Origin of the sequence: Methylobacterium mesophilicum, assembly GCF_036441335.1 — a bacterium.
GTDB classification, from domain to species: Bacteria; Pseudomonadota; Alphaproteobacteria; order Rhizobiales; family Beijerinckiaceae; genus Methylobacterium; species Methylobacterium mesophilicum_B.
Genome location: NZ_MLBW01000016.1, coordinates 190,759 through 206,846 on the forward strand (window position 1 = coordinate 190,759; position 16,088 = coordinate 206,846).

Genomic DNA, 16,088 nt, shown 5'->3' on the forward strand with positions numbered 1-16,088 from the left:
GGGGTGCGGGCGGGCCGCACCGGGACGACGCGCGTGCGGGCGGTCAGCCCCGCTGCGCCGCCAGGGCCTTCTCGCGGATGGCCGCGAGGGTCATGGTCGGGGTGAGCGCCTCGGGATCGACGAGGCAGTGGATCATCGCCGGCAGCCCGGAGGCGAGGCCGCGCTCGAAGGCGGGGGCGAACTCCTCGGTGCGCTCCACGCGCTCGCCGTGGCCGCCGCAGGCGCGGGCGAGGGCCGCGAAATCGGGGTTGCGCAGCTCGGTCGCCGAGACCCGGCCGGGATACTCGCGCTCCTGGTGCATCCGGATCGTGCCGTACATGCCGTTGTCGAGCACCACGACCACGACGGCGATCCCGTACTGCACGGCGGTGGCGAATTCCTGCACGGTCATCATCACGTCGCCGTCTCCGGCCAGCGCCACGACGATCCGCTCCGGGCGGCTGCGCTTGGCCATCACGGCGGCCGGCAGGCCGTAGCCCATGGAGCCGGAGGTCGGCGCGAGCTGCGTACCGAAGGCGCGGAACCGATAGTAGCGGTGGACCCAGGTGGCGAAGTTGCCGGCGCCGTTGCAGATCACCGCGTCCGGCGGCAGCCGCTCGCGCAGCCACGTGATCGCCGCGCCGTACTGGAACGCGCCGGGCTTCGGCTCCGGCGTCTCGGACCACGCGCGGTAGGCGGCGTGGGCCTCGGCGGCGCGGCCGGTGCCGGTGGCCTCGAACTCCGGCAGGACCGCGCAGAAGGTCTCGGGCGCCGCCTCGATCGCCAGCGCCGGCTGGTAGACCCGGCCGAGCTCCGCCGCGTCGGCGTGGACGTGGACCAGCGGCAGGCCGGGATTGGGAATGCCGAGCAGCCCGTAGGACTGCGCCGGCATCTCGGAGAGGCGCCCGCCCACCATCAGCAGCAGGTCGGCCTCCCGGATCCGGGCGAGCAGCGCCGGGTTCGGCCCGATCCCGAGCTCGCCCGCGAAGTTCGGGTGGTCGGCCGGGAAGAGCTGCGCCCGCCGGAACGAGACCGCCACCGGCAGGTCGTGGCGCTCGGCCCAGGCGGCCAGGGCGGCGACGGCGCCTTCCGTCCAGCGGGAGCCGCCGAGCAGCACCACCGGCCGCCGCGCCTCCGCCAGCATGGCCCGCAGGCGCGCGACGTCGTCCCCGGACGGGGCCGGCGTGGCCGGGACGACGCGCGGTGCGTCCGACACGGCGGCGACGTCGTCGAGCATGTCCTCCGGCAGGGCGACCACGACGGGGCCCGGGCGGCCCTGCAGCGCGACCCGGAACGCCCGGGCGAGGATCTCCGGGATGCGCGCGGCGTCGTCGATCTCCACCGCCCACTTGGCGACGCCGCCGAACATCTGCCGGTAATCCACCTCCTGGAAGGCCTCGCGGTCCCGCATCCGCCGGGCGATCTGGCCGACGAACAGGATCATCGGCGTCGAATCCTGGCGGGCGATGTGCACGCCGGCGGAGGCGTTGGTGGCGCCGGGGCCCCGGGTCACGAAGCAGATCCCCGGGCGGCCCGTGAGCTTGCCGGCGGCCTCGGCCATGATCGCCGCGCCGCCCTCCTGACGGCAGACCAGCACGTCGATGCCGCTGTCGCGCAGCGCGTCGAGCACCGCGAGGTAGCTCTCCCCGGGGACGCAGGTCACGCGCTCGACGCCCTGCGCGCGGAGCTGGTCGACGAGCACCTGCGCGCCGGTGCGTGGGGGCAATCCGCTCAAGCCGTTCCTCCCTGGCGCTCGGGCCGCATCCGGGGCGTGCCGCCGGGATCGGCCATGGATCCGCCCGCCGCTGGGATGCGTCTGATATCCCAGTTCAGGATAGGGGCGGCTCCGGGGCGGTCAACCTGTCAGACGAGGGGCCGCCGGTCGAGGGCCCGGCGGGTCATCTGGTCGAGAAAGTCGAACAGCGTCCCGATCCCCGCCAGGGCGGCGCCCGCGTCGCGCGCCGCGATACCCGACACGATCGCCGCGTGGATCGCGGCGCAGTCCGGGAAGCTGGCGGTCGGCTCGTAGGTGTACCAGAACCGCCGGGACTGCGCGTGCAGCGCCGCCATGGTGCCGGTGAGCGTCGGGTTGTGGGCGGCGCCGACCAGCCCCTCGTGCAGGGCGCGCTTGTGCCGGAAATACGCCTCCCGGTCGCGGGCCTCCGCGGTGCCGCGCAGGCCGGCGACGCGATCCAGCAGCCGCGCCACCTCGTCCCCGGTGGCGCGCGCGATCGCGCAGCGGGCCACGGTCTCGTCGAGGGGGCGCCGCACCTCCAGCAGCTCGAGGTGCCTGATGATGTCGACCTGAGTGACGAGGACGCCGCGGCGCGAGTGGACCTCCACGAACCCGATCGTCTTCAGCCGCGCCAGGGCCTCGCGGACCGGGGTCCGCCCGAGACCCAGCTCCGCGCCGAGTTCGCCCTCGGACACCATCGCGCCGGGCGCGAGGCGGCGGCTGATGATCATCTGCTCGATGGCGTCGTAGGCGGTCTCGGCGAGCGAGCGCGGCCTGTGCGCCTCCGCCGCCGGGCTCCCGCCGCCCGCAAATCCCAACTCGGCCAAGGATTTCCCCGTCGATATCCGCCCGTGTCTTGCGCGGCCCGCGCCGGTTGACAATGGCGCCGCGCGCCGTGTTACTCAAGAGCTGGGATATCAGTCCGCGCCCAGCGCGGGCGGGAGCCGAGGCCGGCGCAAGCGACGCGTGATTGTCACCGTCCGCGGGTGCCGAGACCGAGGCCCGGGAGGAGAAGCGGATGTCCGGGTTGTCCCCTGAGACGCACGCCAAGCTGAAGGCCGTCAGCACGGCGACGCTGATGACCGCCCTCTACAAGCGCGGCTTCCGCAACCAGATGATCCAGGGCGTCCTGCCCCTGAAGGCCGGCGGCCCGACGATGGTCGGCGAGGCCTACACCCTGCGCTACATCCCGGCCCGGGAGGACCTGAACCCGATCACGGTGTTCCGGGACCGCGCGCACCCGCAGCGCAAGGCCGTGGAGGAGTGTCCGCCCGGCGCCGTGATGGTGATCGACAGCCGCAAGGACGCCCGGGCCGCCTCCGCCGGCTCGATCCTGGCGACCCGTCTGATGGTGCGCGGCTGCGCCGGGCTCGTCACCGACGGCGGCTTCCGCGATGCCGACGAGATCGCCCGGCTGGAGATGCCGAGCTACCACGCGCGCCCGTCGGCGCCGACGAACCTCACGATCCACCAGGCGATCGACATCAACGTGCCGATCGGCTGCGGCGACGCGCCCGTCTTCCCCGGGGACGTGATCGTCGGCGACGGCGACGGGGTCGCGGTGATTCCGGCCCACCTCGCGGACGCGGTCGCCGACGAGGCGGTCGAGATGACCGCCTACGAGGATTTCGTCACCGAGGAGGTCCGCAAGGGCCGCACAATCCTCGGCCTCTACCCTGCCACCGACGAGCAGAGCCTCGCCGACTTCGCCGCCTGGCGGACGCGGACCGGCCGCTGAGCGTGCCGTGCCGGCTCGCCCCGACCTGGCCCGCTCCGACCCGGCTCGCGATCGGCACCGGGCCGGGACGCGTCGGATTCGGCTCGGGGGGGCGCCATGGCGGTGGGGGTGCGCGGGGGCGCTGCGGCGCCGGAGATCGAGCGGCGGACGGTCGCCAAGGTGTCGCGGCGTCTGCTGCCGCTGATCGTCCTGATCTACTTCGTCGCCTACATGGACCGGACCAACGTCGGCTTCGCGGCATTCGGGCTGAGCCGGGAGTTCGGGTTCTCCGCCACGGTCTACGGCTGGGCGGCCGGCATCTTCTTCCTCGGCTACGTCATCTTCGAAGTGCCGAGCAACGTCCTCCTGCAGCGCGCGGGGGCGCGGCTCTGGATCGCCCGGATCATGGTCAGCTGGGGGCTGGTGGCGGGCAGCATGGCGCTCATCACCGGCCCGACGAGCTTTCTCGCCCTGCGCTTCCTGCTGGGCGTGGCCGAGGCCGGCTTCTTCCCCGGCGTGATCCTGTACTTCACCGACTGGTTCCCGAAGCGGTACCGGGCGCGCGTGGTCGCCGCGCTGTTCCTGGCGGTCCCGGGCTCGAACGCCCTGACGGCGGTGATCTCGGGGGCGCTGCTCCAGCTCGACGGGGCGCTCGGCCTGCACGGCTGGCAGTGGCTGTTCCTCCTCGAGGCGGCGCCCTCGATCCTGCTGGCCTTCGCGGTCCTGGCGCTGATGACCGACCGGCCCGAACAGGCGGCGTGGCTCACGTCCGAGGAACGGGTGTGGCTCGGGACCGCGATCGCGGCGGAGCGGGACGGCACGGTCCGGGCCCACGGGCCCTTCACCCTGGGGCAGGTCCTGACCGACCGGCGCGTGCTCGCGCTGGGCGCGATGTACTTCAGCATCGGCACCGCCACCTACGGCATCACCTTCTTCCTGCCGCCGATCCTGAAGAGCCTGCACCTCACCGACTGGGAGACGGGGGTCGCGACGGCGGTGCCCTACGGCGTCGGGACCCTCGGCATGATCGCCTGGAGCTGGTCGTCGGACCGGCGCGACGAGCGCCGCTGGCACTTCGCGATCGCCGCGCTGGTCGCCGCCCTCGGCCTGATCGCCTCCGGCCCCATGCTCGGCAGCCTCTGGGCGCTCGCGGCGATGTCGGTGGCCACGATCGGGCTCTACGGGAGCAAGCCCGCTTTCTGGGCGATGCCGGGGGAGTTCCTGGCCGGGCCCGCGGCCGCCGGGGGGATCGCGCTGATCAACGCGATCGGCAATCTCGGCGGCTTCGTCGGCCCCTACGTCCTGGGCTGGCTCAAGGATCGCACCGGGACCTACGAGGCCGGCCTCTATTTCCTGGCGGCGTGCGCGCTCGCCGCCGCGGCGATCACGCTCGTCGCGGGCCGCCCGGCCGGGCCGAACGCGTGAGACCGGAGACAGAGCGATGACCGCGCGCAAGAAGACCCTGGAGGATCTGCGCAGCCAGCGCTGGTTCGGCGCCACCGACCTGCGCAGCTTCGGCCACCGCTCGCGCATGCTGCAGATGGGCTACGAGCGGGCGGACTTCACCGGCAAGCCGATCGTCGGCATCATCAATACCTGGAGCGACATCAATCCCTGCCATCAGCATTTCCGCGAGCGCGTCGAGCACGTGAAGCGCGGCGTCTGGCAGGCGGGCGGCTTCCCGATCGAGCTGCCGGCTCTGTCGCTGTCGGAGAACTTCGTCAAGCCGACCACGATGCTCTACCGGAACCTCCTGGCCATGGAGGTCGAGGAGCTGCTGCGCCAGCACCCCGTGGACGGCGCGGTGCTGATGGGCGGCTGCGACAAGACCACGCCCGGGACGGTCATGGGCGGGATCTCCATGAACCTGCCGATGGTGTTCCTGCCGGCAGGCCCGATGATGCGCGGCCATTTCGGCGGGACGATCTTGGGCTCGGGTTCGGATGTCTGGAAGTACTGGGCCGAGAAGGAGGCCGGGAACATCACCACGCAGCAGTGGAACGACATGGAGGCGGGCATCGCCCGCTCCGCCGGGACCTGCATGACCATGGGCACGGCCTCGACCATGACGGCGATCACCGAGGCCCTGGGTTTGTCCCTGCCCGGCTCGGCCTCGATCCCGGCGGCCGACGCCGACCATCCGCGCATGGCCGGCGCCTGCGGCCGGCGCATCGTCGAGATGATCTGGGAGGACCTGAAGCCCTCCGACATCCTGGACCGCCGCTCGATCGACAACGCCCTGGTGGTCCACAACGCGCTCGCCGGCTCCACCAATGCGATGATCCACCTCGTGGCCATGGCCGGGCGGGCCGGTATCCCGGTCAAGCTGACCGAGTTCGACGACTTCGCCCAGAAGGTGCCGGTCATCGCCAACCTCCGGCCCTCGGGGCAGTGGCTGATGGAGGATTTCCACATCGCGGGCGGCATCCGTGCCCTGATGGCGCGCCTGTCCCCCCTCCTCCACCTCGACGCCCGCTCGGTCACCGGCGGCACCATCGGCGACGGGCTCGCCGGCAGCCGGGTCTACAACGACGACGTGATCCGCCCGCTCGACCGGCCGATCGTCGCCATGGGCGGCACCGCGATCCTGTACGGCAACCTCGCCCCCGACGGCTGCGTGATCAAGCCGCCGGCCGCCGACCCGCGGCTGCTGCAGCACACCGGTCCCGCGCTGGTCTTCGACAGCTACGACGCGATGAGCGCGGCGGTGAACGACCTCGACCTCGACGTGACCGCCGACCACGTGATGATCCTGCGCAATGCCGGCCCGATCGGCGGCCCCGGCATGCCAGAATGGGGCATGCTGCCGATCCCCAAGGTCCTGCTCCGGCAGGGCGTACGCGACATGGTCCGCATCTCGGACGCGCGGATGAGCGGGACCAGCTACGGCGCCTGCATCCTGCACGTGGCGCCGGAATCGGCCGCGGGCGGCCCCCTCGCGGCGGTCCGCGATGGCGACCTGATCACGGTGGACGTGCCCGGGCGGCGGATCCACCTGCATCTCGACGCCGCCGCGATCGCGGCGCGCGTGAAGGCGTTCCGGCCGCCGGACCGGGCCTATCCGCGGGGCTACAACCGGCTGTTCGCCCAGCACGTGCGGCAGGCCAACGAGGGCTGCGACTTCGACTTTCTGGAGGGCGCCGGCGGGATTCCGGAGCCCGAGATTCACTGACCGGCCCGAGCCGCCGGCAACAGGCGGCGGGCCGCACCACAGGGAGGTACCATGGTCATGATCGCACGCAGGGGGCTGCTCGCCGGAGCGGCCCTGATCGGCGCCGCGCGGGCGGCCGGAGCCGGCTGGGAGCCGTCGCAGCGGGTGCCCGACCCGGCAGTGGAGATCCTCGATCCGGCTTTCGCCAAGTACCGCCTCGCCTCGGCGACGGTGGAGCGGGTCGCCACCGGCTTCCGCTGGGCCGAGGGGCCGGTCTGGTTCGGCGACATGGGATCGCTGCTGTTCAGCGACGTCGTCAACGACCGGATCATGAAGTGGGAGGAGGCCTCCGGCGCGCTCTCGGTGTTCCGCAAGCCCTCGAACTACGCCAACGGCAACACGCGCGACCGGCAGGGCCGGCTGATCACCTGCCAGCACAGGACGCGCAGCGTCACCCGGACCGAGCACGACGGCAGCCTCACCACGCTGATGGACCGGTTCGACGGCAAGCCGCTGAACTCGCCGAACGACGTGGTCTGCCATTCCGACGGCGCGGTCTGGTTCACCGATCCGGCCTTCGGGCCGAACCCGCACGAATCGATGGCCACGCCGGAGCTTCCCGGCAACGTCTACCGGATCGACCCGAAGACGGGGCAGGCCAGCGTCGCTGTCGAGGGCGTGGCGGGTCCGAACGGGCTCTGCTTCTCGCCGGACGAGTCCAAGCTCTACGTGATCGAGGCGCGGGCGAAGCCGAACCGCCTGATCCGCGTCTACGACGTGGTCGAGAACGGCACCAGGACCGCGAACGGCCGCGTCTTCTACGATGCCGGGACCGGCACGCCGGACGGGTTCCGGGTCGACGTCGACGGCAATCTCTGGTGCGGCTGGGGGATGAGCGAGGCCGAGGACGGGGTCATCGTGCTCTCGCCGCAGGCCAAGCTGATCGGCCGGATCCGCCTGCCGGAGCGCTGCGCCAACCTGTGCTTCGGCGGACTCAACCGCAACCTGCTTCTGATGACGTCCACGCACTCGGTCTATTCACTGTACGTGAACACGCGGGGTGCGGGGACCTGCTGAGGTTGGATGGGCGGCTCGCGCCGCCCTGCCGTCCTTGCGAGCGGAGCGAAGCAATCCAGGGGCGCCGCGTTGATCGACGTCGCGCTGCCCTGGGTCGCTTCGCTGCGCTCGCGATGACGGTGGTGCCCCGCCCCTACTCCGCCGCCTGCGGCATGTACCGCGCCGGGTCGTAGTTCAGGATCGGGCCGAGCCAGCGCTCGACATCGCGGACATCCATCCCCTTGCGGGCGGCGTAATCCTCGACCTGATCCCGCTCCACCTTGGCGACGCCGAAATAGTGCGCCTCCGGGTGGGCGATGTAGATCCCCGACACCGACGAACCCGGCCACATCGCGTAGGACTCGGTCAGCTTCACGCCGATCCGGCTCTCGGCCTTCAGCAGGTCGAACAGCGCGGTCTTCTCGGTGTGGTCGGGCTGGGCCGGGTAGCCCGGGGCCGGGCGGATGCCGTCGTACTTCTCCAGTACCAGCTCCTCGGGCCCGTAGGCCTCGTCGGACGCGTAGCCCCAGAACTCCTTGCGCACCCGCTCGTGCATGCGCTCGGCGAAGGCCTCGGCGATGCGGTCGGCCAGCGCCTTCACGAGGATCGCTCGGTAATCGTCGTTGGCCCGCTCGAAGCGCTCGGCGATCCGCACCTCCTCCAGGCCCGCCGTGACCACGAAGCCGCCGACATAGTCGGCGATGCCGGTCTCGGAAGGCGCCACGAAATCCGACAGGCAGGTGTTCGCCCGCCCGTCGCGCTTCGAGAGCTGCTGGCGCAATCCGTGGAAGGTGGCGAGCCGCTCCGACCGGCTCTCGCCCGTGTAGAGCGCGATGTCGTCGCCGACGCTGTTGGCCGGCCAGAAGCCGATCACCGCCTTCGGGTTGAACCAGCGCTCCTCCACGATCTGCTTCAGCATCCCTTGCGCGTCCTCGTAGAGGGCGCGGGCGGCCGGGCCCTGCTCGGGATCGTCCAGGATCGCCGGGAAGCGGCCCTTGAACTCGTAGGTCTGCAGGAACGGCGTCCAGTCGATATAGGGCACGAGGTCGGCGACCTCGTAGGAGCCGTAGACCCGTGTGCCGGTGAAAGTCGGCTTGGCGGGCTTGTAGGCCGACCAGTCGATCTTGAAGGCGTTGGTCCGCGCCTTGGCGAGCGGCAGCCGCTGCTTATCGGCCTCCGAGCGCCTGTGGGCGTCGGCGACCTTGGCGTACTCGGCCCGGACCTTCTCGATCGTCGGCCCGCGGGTCTCCTTGGAGATCAGGCTCGACACCACGCCGACCGCGCGGCTCGCGTCGGTGACGTAGACTGCCTGGCCCTTGGCGTAGGCCGGGTGGATCTTCACCGCCGTGTGGACGCGGCTCGTGGTGGCGCCGCCGATCAGCAGCGGCACGTCGAGCCCCTCGCGCTCCATCTCGCCCGCCACATGGACCATCTCGTCGAGCGACGGGGTGATCAGGCCCGACAGGCCGACGATGTCGACCTGCTCACGCTTGGCGGTCTCCAGGATCTTGGCGGCCGGCACCATCACGCCGAGATCGATGATCTCGTAGTTGTTGCAGGCGAGCACGACGCCGACGATGTTCTTGCCGATATCGTGGACGTCGCCCTTCACGGTGGCCATCAGCACCTTGCCGGCGGCCTGGCGCTTGCCGTCGCCGCCATTGGCGCGCTTCTCCTCCTCCATGAAGGGCTCGAGATAGGCGACCGCCTGCTTCATCACGCGGGCGGACTTCACCACCTGCGGCAGGAACATCTTTCCGGAGCCGAACAGGTCGCCGACCACGTTCATGCCGGCCATCAGCGGGCCCTCGATGACGTGGAGCGGGCGCTCGGCGCCCTGGCGCGCCTCCTCGGTGTCGGCGACGATGTACTCGGTGATGCCGTTGACAAGCGCGTGCTCGATCCGCTTCGCGACCAGGGCCTCGCGCCACGTCAGGTCGGCGGTCTTGGCCTGGGCCGAGGCGCCGGTCTTGAAGCGCTCGGCGGCCTCCAGCAGGCGCTCGGTGGAATCGTCGCGCCGGTTGAGGACCACGTCCTCGCACAGCTCGCGCAGCTCCGCCGGGATCTCGTCGTAGACGGCGAGCTGGCCGGCATTGACGATGCCCATGTCCATGCCGGCCTTGATGCAGTGGAACAGGAACACCGCGTGCATCGCCTCGCGCACCGGCTCGTTGCCGCGGAACGCGAAGCTGAGGTTCGAGACGCCGCCCGAGATGTGGGCGTGCGGCAGGGTCTCGCGGATCGTGCGGGTCGCCTCGATGAAGGCCACGCCGTACGGGTTGTGCTCCTCGATGCCGGTCGCGACCGCGAAGATGTTGGGATCGAAGATGATGTCCTCGGGCGGGAAGCCGACCTGCTCGGTCAGGATCCGATAGGCCTTGGTGCAGATCTCGACCTTGCGCTCGTAGGAATCCGCCTGCCCCCGCTCGTCGAAGGCCATCACCACCACGGCGGCCCCGTAGGAGCGGCAGACGCGTGCCGCCTCAATGAATTTCTCCTCGCCCTCCTTCATGGAGATCGAGTTCACGATCGGCTTGCCCTGGATGCACTTCAGCCCGGCCTCGATCACCTCGAACTTCGAGGAATCGACCATCACGGGCACCCGGGCGATGTCGGGCTCGGCGGCGACGAGGTTCAGGAACTCGACCATCGCCTTCTGCGAGTCGAGCAGGCCCTCGTCCATGTTGACGTCGATCACCTGGGCACCGGCCGCGACCTGATCGCGGGCGACGTCCAACGCCGCCGCGTAGTCGCCGTTGGTGATCAGCTTGCGGAACTTGGCCGAACCGGTGACGTTCGTGCGCTCGCCGACGTTCACGAAGGGGATTTCCGGCGTGAGCACGAAGGGTTCGAGGCCGGAGAGCCGCATCAGGCGCGGCACCTCCGGGATCGGCCGCGGCGCCTTGCCGGCGACCGCCTCCGCGATGGCGCGGATGTGGTCCGGCGTGGTGCCGCAGCAGCCGCCGACCATGTTGACGAGGCCGGATTCGGCGAACTCGCCGACCAGCTTGCCCATCGCCTCCGGGCTCTCGTCGTAGAGGCCGAACTCGTTCGGCAGGCCGGCATTCGGGTAGGCGCAGACCAGCGTGTCGCAGATCCGCGACAGCTCGGCGATGTGGCCGCGCATCTCGCGGGCGCCGAGCGCGCAGTTGAGGCCGAAGGTCAGCGGCTCGGAGTGCCGCAACGAATGCCAGAAGGCCGCCGGGGTCTGGCCCGACAGGGTGCGGCCCGAGAGGTCGGTGATCGTGCCGGAGATCTGGATCGGCAGTCGGATGCCGGTCTCGTCGAAGACCTGCCACGCCGCCGCCACCGCGGCCTTGGCGTTGAGCGTGTCGAAGATGGTCTCGATCAGGATCAGCTCGGCGCCGCCGTCGATCAGGCCGCGGACCTGCTCCACGTAGGCCTGCTTGACCTGATCGAAGGTCACGGCCCGGAAGCCCGGGTTGTTCACGTCCGGCGAGATCGACAGGGTGCGGTTCGTCGGGCCGATGGCGCCGGCCACGAAGCGGCGGCGGCCGTCCTTCTCCTCGGCGAGCTTGGCGGCCTCCCGGGCGAGCCGCGCTCCTTGAGCGTTCAGCTCGTGGATGATCGACTCCATGCCGTAATCGGCCTGGGCGATGGTGGTGCCCGAGAAGGTGTTGGTCTCGCAGACGTCGGCGCCGGCCAGGAAGTAGTCGAGGTGGATCTGCCGGATCGCGTCGGGCTGGGTCAGGATCAGGAGGTCGTTGTTGCCCTTCTGATCGTGGCCGTGATCCTTGAACCGGTCGCCGCGAAAGTCCTCTTCCGAGAACTTCAGGCGCTGGATGACGGTGCCCATCGCCCCGTCGAGGACGAGGATCTTCTCCGCGGCGCGCTGGCGCAGGGCCTTCGCGATCTCGGTGCCGTCGACGGGGGCAAAATCGGTCATCGTGCGTCCTGTCAGATCACCTCGTCCTGAGGTGCCGGAGCGAAGCGGAGGCCTTGCAGGAGGCCTCCAGATCTCGTGTCGATCCCTGGAGCCCTCCTTCGAGGCCGCTTCGCGGCACCTCAGGATGAGGTGGAGGGTGGGATCGATCGGTGTTTCGGGCCGGTCGCGGTCAGCCAGCCTTTTCTAAAGCGGCGAGGCGCTTCTCGATGGCATCGAGTCGCCCCTCAACCTCGGCGGCGGCGTATCGGCCCAGGACCGATTCGCCGTTCACAGCTTCACGCAGATTGTCGAAGCGGCGTTCAAACTTATCAAAGCGTGCATTGACTGCTTCGAACTGCTGACGGACGTCAGCGAAGTTCGTCTGCATCTCGGTCCTCATCTCCCGAAGGAGCGGAACGATCATATCCTGCGGCTCAGCCATGGCGGTCACCCCCAGTCACGCCCGAACCGGGCGTCACTGAAATCTAAGCCGCAGCCTTCGCGGCCGCCAGCTTCGGCGCCTGGGCGCGCAGGCCGAGCAGGTGGCAGATCGCGTAGACCAGATCCGAGCGGTTCATCGAGTAGAAGTGGAAGTCGTTCACCCCCTCGTCCACGAGGTCGAGCACCTGCTCGGCCGCCACCGCGGCGGCGACGAGGCGGCGGGTCTCGACGTCGTCCTCCAGCCCCTCGAACCGGGCGGCCAGCCAGTACGGCACCGAGGCGCCGGTGCGGCGGGCGAAGTTCGCCGCCTGCTTGAAGTTCTGCACCGGCAGGATGCCCGGGATGATCGGGATGGTGATCCCGGCTGCCCGGACCTTCTCCAGGTAGCGCAGGTAGATCTCGTTCTCGAAGAAGAACTGGGTGATCGCCTGGTCGGCGCCGGCATCGACCTTGGCCTTTAGGGCATCAATATCGGCATCGAGGGAGGCCGCCTCGGGGTGCTTCTCGGGATAGGCCGAGACCGAGACCTTGAAGTCGCCGATCCGCTTGATCCCCTCGACCAGCTCGGCGGTGGAAGCGTAGCCCTCCGGATGCGGCCGGTAGGCGTGGCCGACGCCCTCGGCCGGGTCGCCGCGCAACGCCACGATGTGGCGCACGCCCGCGTCCCAGTAGGACTGGACCACCGCGTCGATCTCCTCACGGGAGGCGTCGACGCAGGTGAGGTGGGCGGCGGGCTTGAGGCTGGTCTCGCGGACCATCCGGGCCACCGTGTTGTGGGTGCGCTCGCGGGTCGAGCCGCCGGCCCCGTAGGTCACCGAGACGAAGCTCGGCTGCAGCGGGGCAAGGCGCTCGATCGAGGCCCAGAGGATCTTCTCCATCTCCTCGGTCTTCGGCGGGAAGAACTCGATCGAGACGCGGATCGGGTGGTAGCCGTCGCGGCTGGCGCGGTGGGTGGAGCGGCGCATCAGTCTCGTCCTCTATGTCGGTCGGTTCAGACGAAGTCTGCGGAGATCGGTGCCTCAGGCGACGGCGCGCTGAGGCTGTTCTGTGTCGGTGTCGGCCAGCCCGTCCTGAGCCAGCCAGAGGGTGACGGTCAGCTGGCCCGACTCGCGCGGCGCCAGATCGCGGGTGGCGATCGTCGCGAGCCCGGCCTCGGCGAGCCAGCCGGAGACCTGCTCGGCCGAGAAGCCGAGGCGGCGGTGGGCCTGCCCGGTGCGCAGGAATTCCAGCTCGTGCGGCGCGAAATCCACCACCAGCAGGCGGCCGCCCGGCGCCACGAGTCGCGCGGCGCCGCGGAGCGCGCGGGCCGGGTCGTCGAGATAGTGCAGCACCTGATGGACCACGACGAGGTCGAAGCTCGCCCGCGCGAAGGGCGGCGCGTGGATGTCGCCCTGCCGAAGATCCACCCGCGCGAGACCCTGGCGCTCCAGGTTGGCCCGGGCGACGGACAGCATGGCGTGGCTCGAGTCCAGCCCGGTGGCGCGGCCGGCCCGCGGCGCCAGCAGGCCGAGCATCCGGCCGGTGCCGGTGCCGAGATCGATCAGGCTGCCGATCGGGCGGTCGCCCAGAGCGTCGAGCACCGCGGCCTCCACGATCGCCTCGGGCACGTGCAGGGAGCGCAGCTCGTCCCATTTGGGCGCCAGCCGGGCGAAGAACGTCGTGGCCGCCTCGGCCCGCTGCGCCCGGACGGCGTCGAGCCGCGCGCGATCCTCCGACAGGGGTGGCGCGGTCCGATCGAGACCGGACAGCAGCGGGTCCGCCAAACCGGCGCGGGCGTCGGACAGCCGGAAGAACGCCCAGGCTCCCTCGCGGTGGCGCTCGACGAGGCCGGCCTCCACCAAGAGCTTCAGGTGCCGGGAGATCCGCGGCTGCGACTGGCCCAGAATGTCGGTGAGATCGGACACCGACAGCTCACCCTCGACGAGCAGCGCCAGGATACGCAGGCGCGTCTCCTCCGCGGCGGCACGCAGGACGCCCAGGGCTTCCGAAAAGGGGATCGACCCCGCCTCTTGCCTGCGTTCGATAGACATAAAGATATGTTTATGTCCGTTTTCCTGCGGGCGCAAGCACGATCTTGACTAGGTCCGCGAGGGCGCGCGACCGCTCCGGACGGCTGTGCCGAACCGATGAGACCGGAGCGCGGCGGCGGCGTTGATGCCAGGGTTGGTGGCAGGATCGATGGCAGGGCCGCCGAGCGCGTGCCCGGGAGGCGCGCATGTCCGAGAGTCCGTTCCCGCAGATCACGCTGGTCCGACACGGCGAGACCGCCTGGAGCCGGTCCGGTCAGCACACCGGGCGCAGCGACATTCCGCTCACCCAGGAGGGCGAGGAAGCGGCGCGCGCCCTCGCGCCGCGCCTGGCGGCCCGCCCCTGCGCGGAGGTCTGGTCGAGCCCGTCGAGCCGGGCGGCCACGACCTGCGCGCTCGCGGGCTTCGGCGACCGTGCCGCGATCGACCCGGATCTCGCGGAGTGGGATTACGGCGCCTACGAGGGCCGGACCACGCGGGCGATCCTGGCCGAGCGGCCGGACTGGCGGCTGTTCCGCGACGGCTGCCCCCGGGGCGAGACGGCGGCGGATGTCGGTGCCCGGGCGGACCGGGTCATCGCCCGGGCCCGCGCCCGCGACACCGATCTCATCGTGTTCTCCAGCGCACACTTTCTGCGGGTGCTGGCCGCGCGCTGGATCGGCCTGGAGCCCCGGGGCGGCGCCCTCCTCGTCCTCGGCACCGCGAGCGTCTCGGTGCTCGGCTACGAGCACGACCGCACCGAGCCCGTGCTGCGCGCCTGGAACGGTTAGGCGCTAGCGCAGCCAGTACCCGTCGGGCGCCAGCGCCTGGGGCATCGGCTCGCCGAGGGCGTGGTGGACGATGCGGTCCACGGCGCGGACCATGGCGTCGAGGGGCAGGTCGTTGGGCTCGGTACCGAACGGCTCCTCGAGTTCGTCGCCGAGGGCGTCGAGCCCGAAGAACGTGTAGGCCACCAGCGCGACCACGATCGGGGTGGCCCAGCCGAGGGATCCGGTGAGGCCCACCGGCAGGAGCAGGCAGTAGAGCCACGCGGTCCGGTACACGAGCAGCGTGTAGGCGAAGGGCAGCGGCGTGTTGGCGAGCCGCTCGCAGGCGGTGTGCACCCCCGACAGCGCCTCGATCCGGGCCTCGATGAGGCCGAACTGGATGTCGCTGAGCCGGCCCGCCCGCGTCAGCGCGGCGAGATCGCGGGTGATGGCGCCCAGGACGGAGTCGGTGGGATTCGGGCCGGAGAGGTCCGATCCCGGGCTCGTCCGGTCGACGGCGGCGGCCTCGTCCAGGTCGCGCAGGCGGGCGTGGAGGCCGTGCGCGAAGGCGGACAGGCGCCGGAGCTGGAGCGCTGCCTCCCGCTCCGGCAGCAGGGCCGGGAGGGCGCGGGCGAGGTTGCGCACCTCGCCGATCAGGTTGCCCCAGTGCTTCCGGGCTTCCCACCAGCGCTCGTAGCAGGCGTTGTTGCGAAAGCTCAGGAAGATCGAGAGGGCGAGGCCGACCACGGTGAACGGCGTCACCCCGGCGCTGACCGGGAACAGCGCGGGCCACCGCGATTCCGCCCACACCACCGCGCACGAGACCGCGACGATCCCCGCGAGCTTGGGCGCCACCCGCGGCAGGATCGAGCCGCGCAGGGTGAACAGCAGGGTCAGCAGGTTGGGCCGGGTGCGGACGATCATTGGGGCTTCGGCGATGCGGTGCCGTCGTCCTGCCCTGCCCCTTCCGGAGCCGCAAGCGACGTCTCTGTGAGCTGAGCCGTTCGATCGCGCCCGGGCCGCGCTCGGGCCGGCTTCAGACGGCCTCCGCCTCCCAGAGCCACGCCGCCCCGCGCACGCCCGAGGCGTCGCCGTGCAGGCTCGCCCGCACGGGCGTGTCGAAGCCGTCGGAGAAGACGTGAGGGGCGATCGCCGCCGGCAGGCCCGCGATCAGCTCCGGGATGCGCGACAGGCCACCGCCGATCACGATCACGTCCGGGTCGAGGAGGTTTACCACCTGGGCGGCCGCGCGCCCGAGCCGCTCGAGATGGACGGCGAGCGTCGCCCGCGCGGCCGGGCTCCCAGCCCGGGCTTCGGCGACGATCGCTTCGGCGGCGAGGCCGCCGCCGT

13 protein-coding genes are annotated in these 16,088 nt (G+C 71.1%); 5 read left to right on the top strand and 8 right to left on the bottom strand.

Annotation, left to right across the window (positions count from 1 at the left end):
• Positions 1–43: 43 nt before the first annotated feature.
• Together MMR14E_RS12640 and MMR14E_RS12645 are read right to left on the bottom strand one after the other, a co-directional pair.
• Positions 44–1,714 (bottom strand): thiamine pyrophosphate-binding protein, encoded by a 1,671-nt coding sequence (locus tag MMR14E_RS12640; protein ID WP_331314708.1) that lies wholly within the window; start codon positions 1,712–1,714, stop codon positions 44–46.
• 128 nt (positions 1,715–1,842) lie between these two features.
• Entirely contained in the window at positions 1,843–2,541 is a 699-nt protein-coding gene (locus MMR14E_RS12645) for a GntR family transcriptional regulator (protein WP_331314710.1), read from the bottom strand.
• A 191-nt stretch (positions 2,542–2,732) separates the two neighbouring features.
• On the opposite strand from MMR14E_RS12645, the gene MMR14E_RS12650 reads away from it, so the two are divergent.
• The 4 genes from MMR14E_RS12650 (at position 2,733) to MMR14E_RS12665 (ending at position 7,659) form a co-directional block, all read left to right on the top strand.
• Positions 2,733–3,452 (top strand): ribonuclease activity regulator RraA, encoded by a 720-nt coding sequence (locus MMR14E_RS12650; RefSeq protein ID WP_331314712.1) that lies wholly within the window; start codon positions 2,733–2,735, stop codon positions 3,450–3,452.
• A 96-nt stretch (positions 3,453–3,548) separates the two neighbouring features.
• Entirely contained in the window at positions 3,549–4,856 is a 1,308-nt protein-coding gene (locus tag MMR14E_RS12655; protein WP_331314714.1) for an MFS transporter, read from the top strand.
• A 16-nt stretch (positions 4,857–4,872) separates the two neighbouring features.
• Positions 4,873–6,603, top strand: a complete 1,731-nt coding sequence (araD, locus tag MMR14E_RS12660; RefSeq protein WP_331314716.1) for an L-arabinonate dehydratase — start codon at positions 4,873–4,875, stop codon at positions 6,601–6,603.
• 51 nt (positions 6,604–6,654) lie between these two features.
• Positions 6,655–7,659, top strand: coding sequence for an SMP-30/gluconolactonase/LRE family protein (locus MMR14E_RS12665; RefSeq protein ID WP_331314718.1), 1,005 nt, complete (start codon positions 6,655–6,657; stop codon positions 7,657–7,659).
• Between the two features lie 133 nt (positions 7,660–7,792).
• Here MMR14E_RS12665 and metH read toward each other — a convergent pair whose 3' ends face one another.
• The 4 genes from metH to MMR14E_RS12685 all read right to left on the bottom strand — a co-directional run bounded on the left by metH (position 7,793) and on the right by MMR14E_RS12685 (position 13,995).
• Positions 7,793–11,545 (bottom strand): methionine synthase, encoded by a 3,753-nt coding sequence (gene metH, locus MMR14E_RS12670; protein ID WP_331314719.1) that lies wholly within the window; start codon positions 11,543–11,545, stop codon positions 7,793–7,795.
• Positions 11,546–11,714: 169 nt separating this feature from the next.
• The gene (locus MMR14E_RS12675) at positions 11,715–11,966 is read right to left on the bottom strand and encodes a hypothetical protein (protein WP_331314720.1); all 252 of its coding nucleotides are present in this window, start codon (positions 11,964–11,966) and stop codon (positions 11,715–11,717) included.
• Between the two features lie 43 nt (positions 11,967–12,009).
• On the bottom strand, positions 12,010–12,930 hold the full coding sequence (metF, locus tag MMR14E_RS12680) for a methylenetetrahydrofolate reductase [NAD(P)H] (RefSeq protein ID WP_331314722.1): 921 nt from the start codon (positions 12,928–12,930) through the stop codon (positions 12,010–12,012).
• Positions 12,931–12,984: 54 nt separating this feature from the next.
• Positions 12,985–13,995 (bottom strand): metalloregulator ArsR/SmtB family transcription factor, encoded by a 1,011-nt coding sequence (locus MMR14E_RS12685; RefSeq protein ID WP_331314723.1) that lies wholly within the window; start codon positions 13,993–13,995, stop codon positions 12,985–12,987.
• A 185-nt stretch (positions 13,996–14,180) separates the two neighbouring features.
• Between MMR14E_RS12685 and MMR14E_RS12690 the strand changes: the two genes are divergently transcribed.
• The gene (locus tag MMR14E_RS12690; protein ID WP_331314725.1) at positions 14,181–14,762 is read left to right on the top strand and encodes a histidine phosphatase family protein; all 582 of its coding nucleotides are present in this window, start codon (positions 14,181–14,183) and stop codon (positions 14,760–14,762) included.
• Between the two features lie 3 nt (positions 14,763–14,765).
• On the opposite strand, the gene MMR14E_RS12695 is transcribed toward MMR14E_RS12690, so the two are convergent.
• Positions 14,766–15,662: a bestrophin family protein gene (locus MMR14E_RS12695; protein ID WP_331314727.1), complete on the bottom strand. Its 897-nt coding sequence runs from the start codon at positions 15,660–15,662 to the stop codon at positions 14,766–14,768.
• Positions 15,663–15,774: 112 nt separating this feature from the next.
• Positions 15,775–16,088, bottom strand: a 314-nt coding sequence (locus MMR14E_RS12700) for an ROK family protein (protein ID WP_331314729.1), incomplete at its 5' end; no start/stop codon positions are given.

Excerpts from the sequence above, each read along its gene's own strand:
- MMR14E_RS12650 (WP_331314712.1), top strand. The coding sequence starts at position 2,733 with ATGTCCGGGTTGTCCCCTGAGACGCACGCCAAGCTGAAGGCCGTCAGC.
- MMR14E_RS12655 (WP_331314714.1), top strand. The coding sequence starts at position 3,549 with ATGGCGGTGGGGGTGCGCGGGGGCGCTGCGGCGCCGGAGATCGAGCGG.
- araD (WP_331314716.1), top strand. The coding sequence starts at position 4,873 with ATGACCGCGCGCAAGAAGACCCTGGAGGATCTGCGCAGCCAGCGCTGG.
- MMR14E_RS12665 (WP_331314718.1), top strand. The coding sequence starts at position 6,655 with ATGGTCATGATCGCACGCAGGGGGCTGCTCGCCGGAGCGGCCCTGATC.
- metH (WP_331314719.1), bottom strand. The coding sequence starts at position 11,545 with ATGACCGATTTTGCCCCCGTCGACGGCACCGAGATCGCGAAGGCCCTG.
- MMR14E_RS12675 (WP_331314720.1), bottom strand. The coding sequence starts at position 11,966 with ATGGCTGAGCCGCAGGATATGATCGTTCCGCTCCTTCGGGAGATGAGG.
- metF (WP_331314722.1), bottom strand. The coding sequence starts at position 12,930 with ATGCGCCGCTCCACCCACCGCGCCAGCCGCGACGGCTACCACCCGATC.
- MMR14E_RS12685 (WP_331314723.1), bottom strand. The coding sequence starts at position 13,995 with ATGTCTATCGAACGCAGGCAAGAGGCGGGGTCGATCCCCTTTTCGGAA.
- MMR14E_RS12690 (WP_331314725.1), top strand. The coding sequence starts at position 14,181 with ATGTCCGAGAGTCCGTTCCCGCAGATCACGCTGGTCCGACACGGCGAG.
- MMR14E_RS12695 (WP_331314727.1), bottom strand. The coding sequence starts at position 15,662 with ATGATCGTCCGCACCCGGCCCAACCTGCTGACCCTGCTGTTCACCCTG.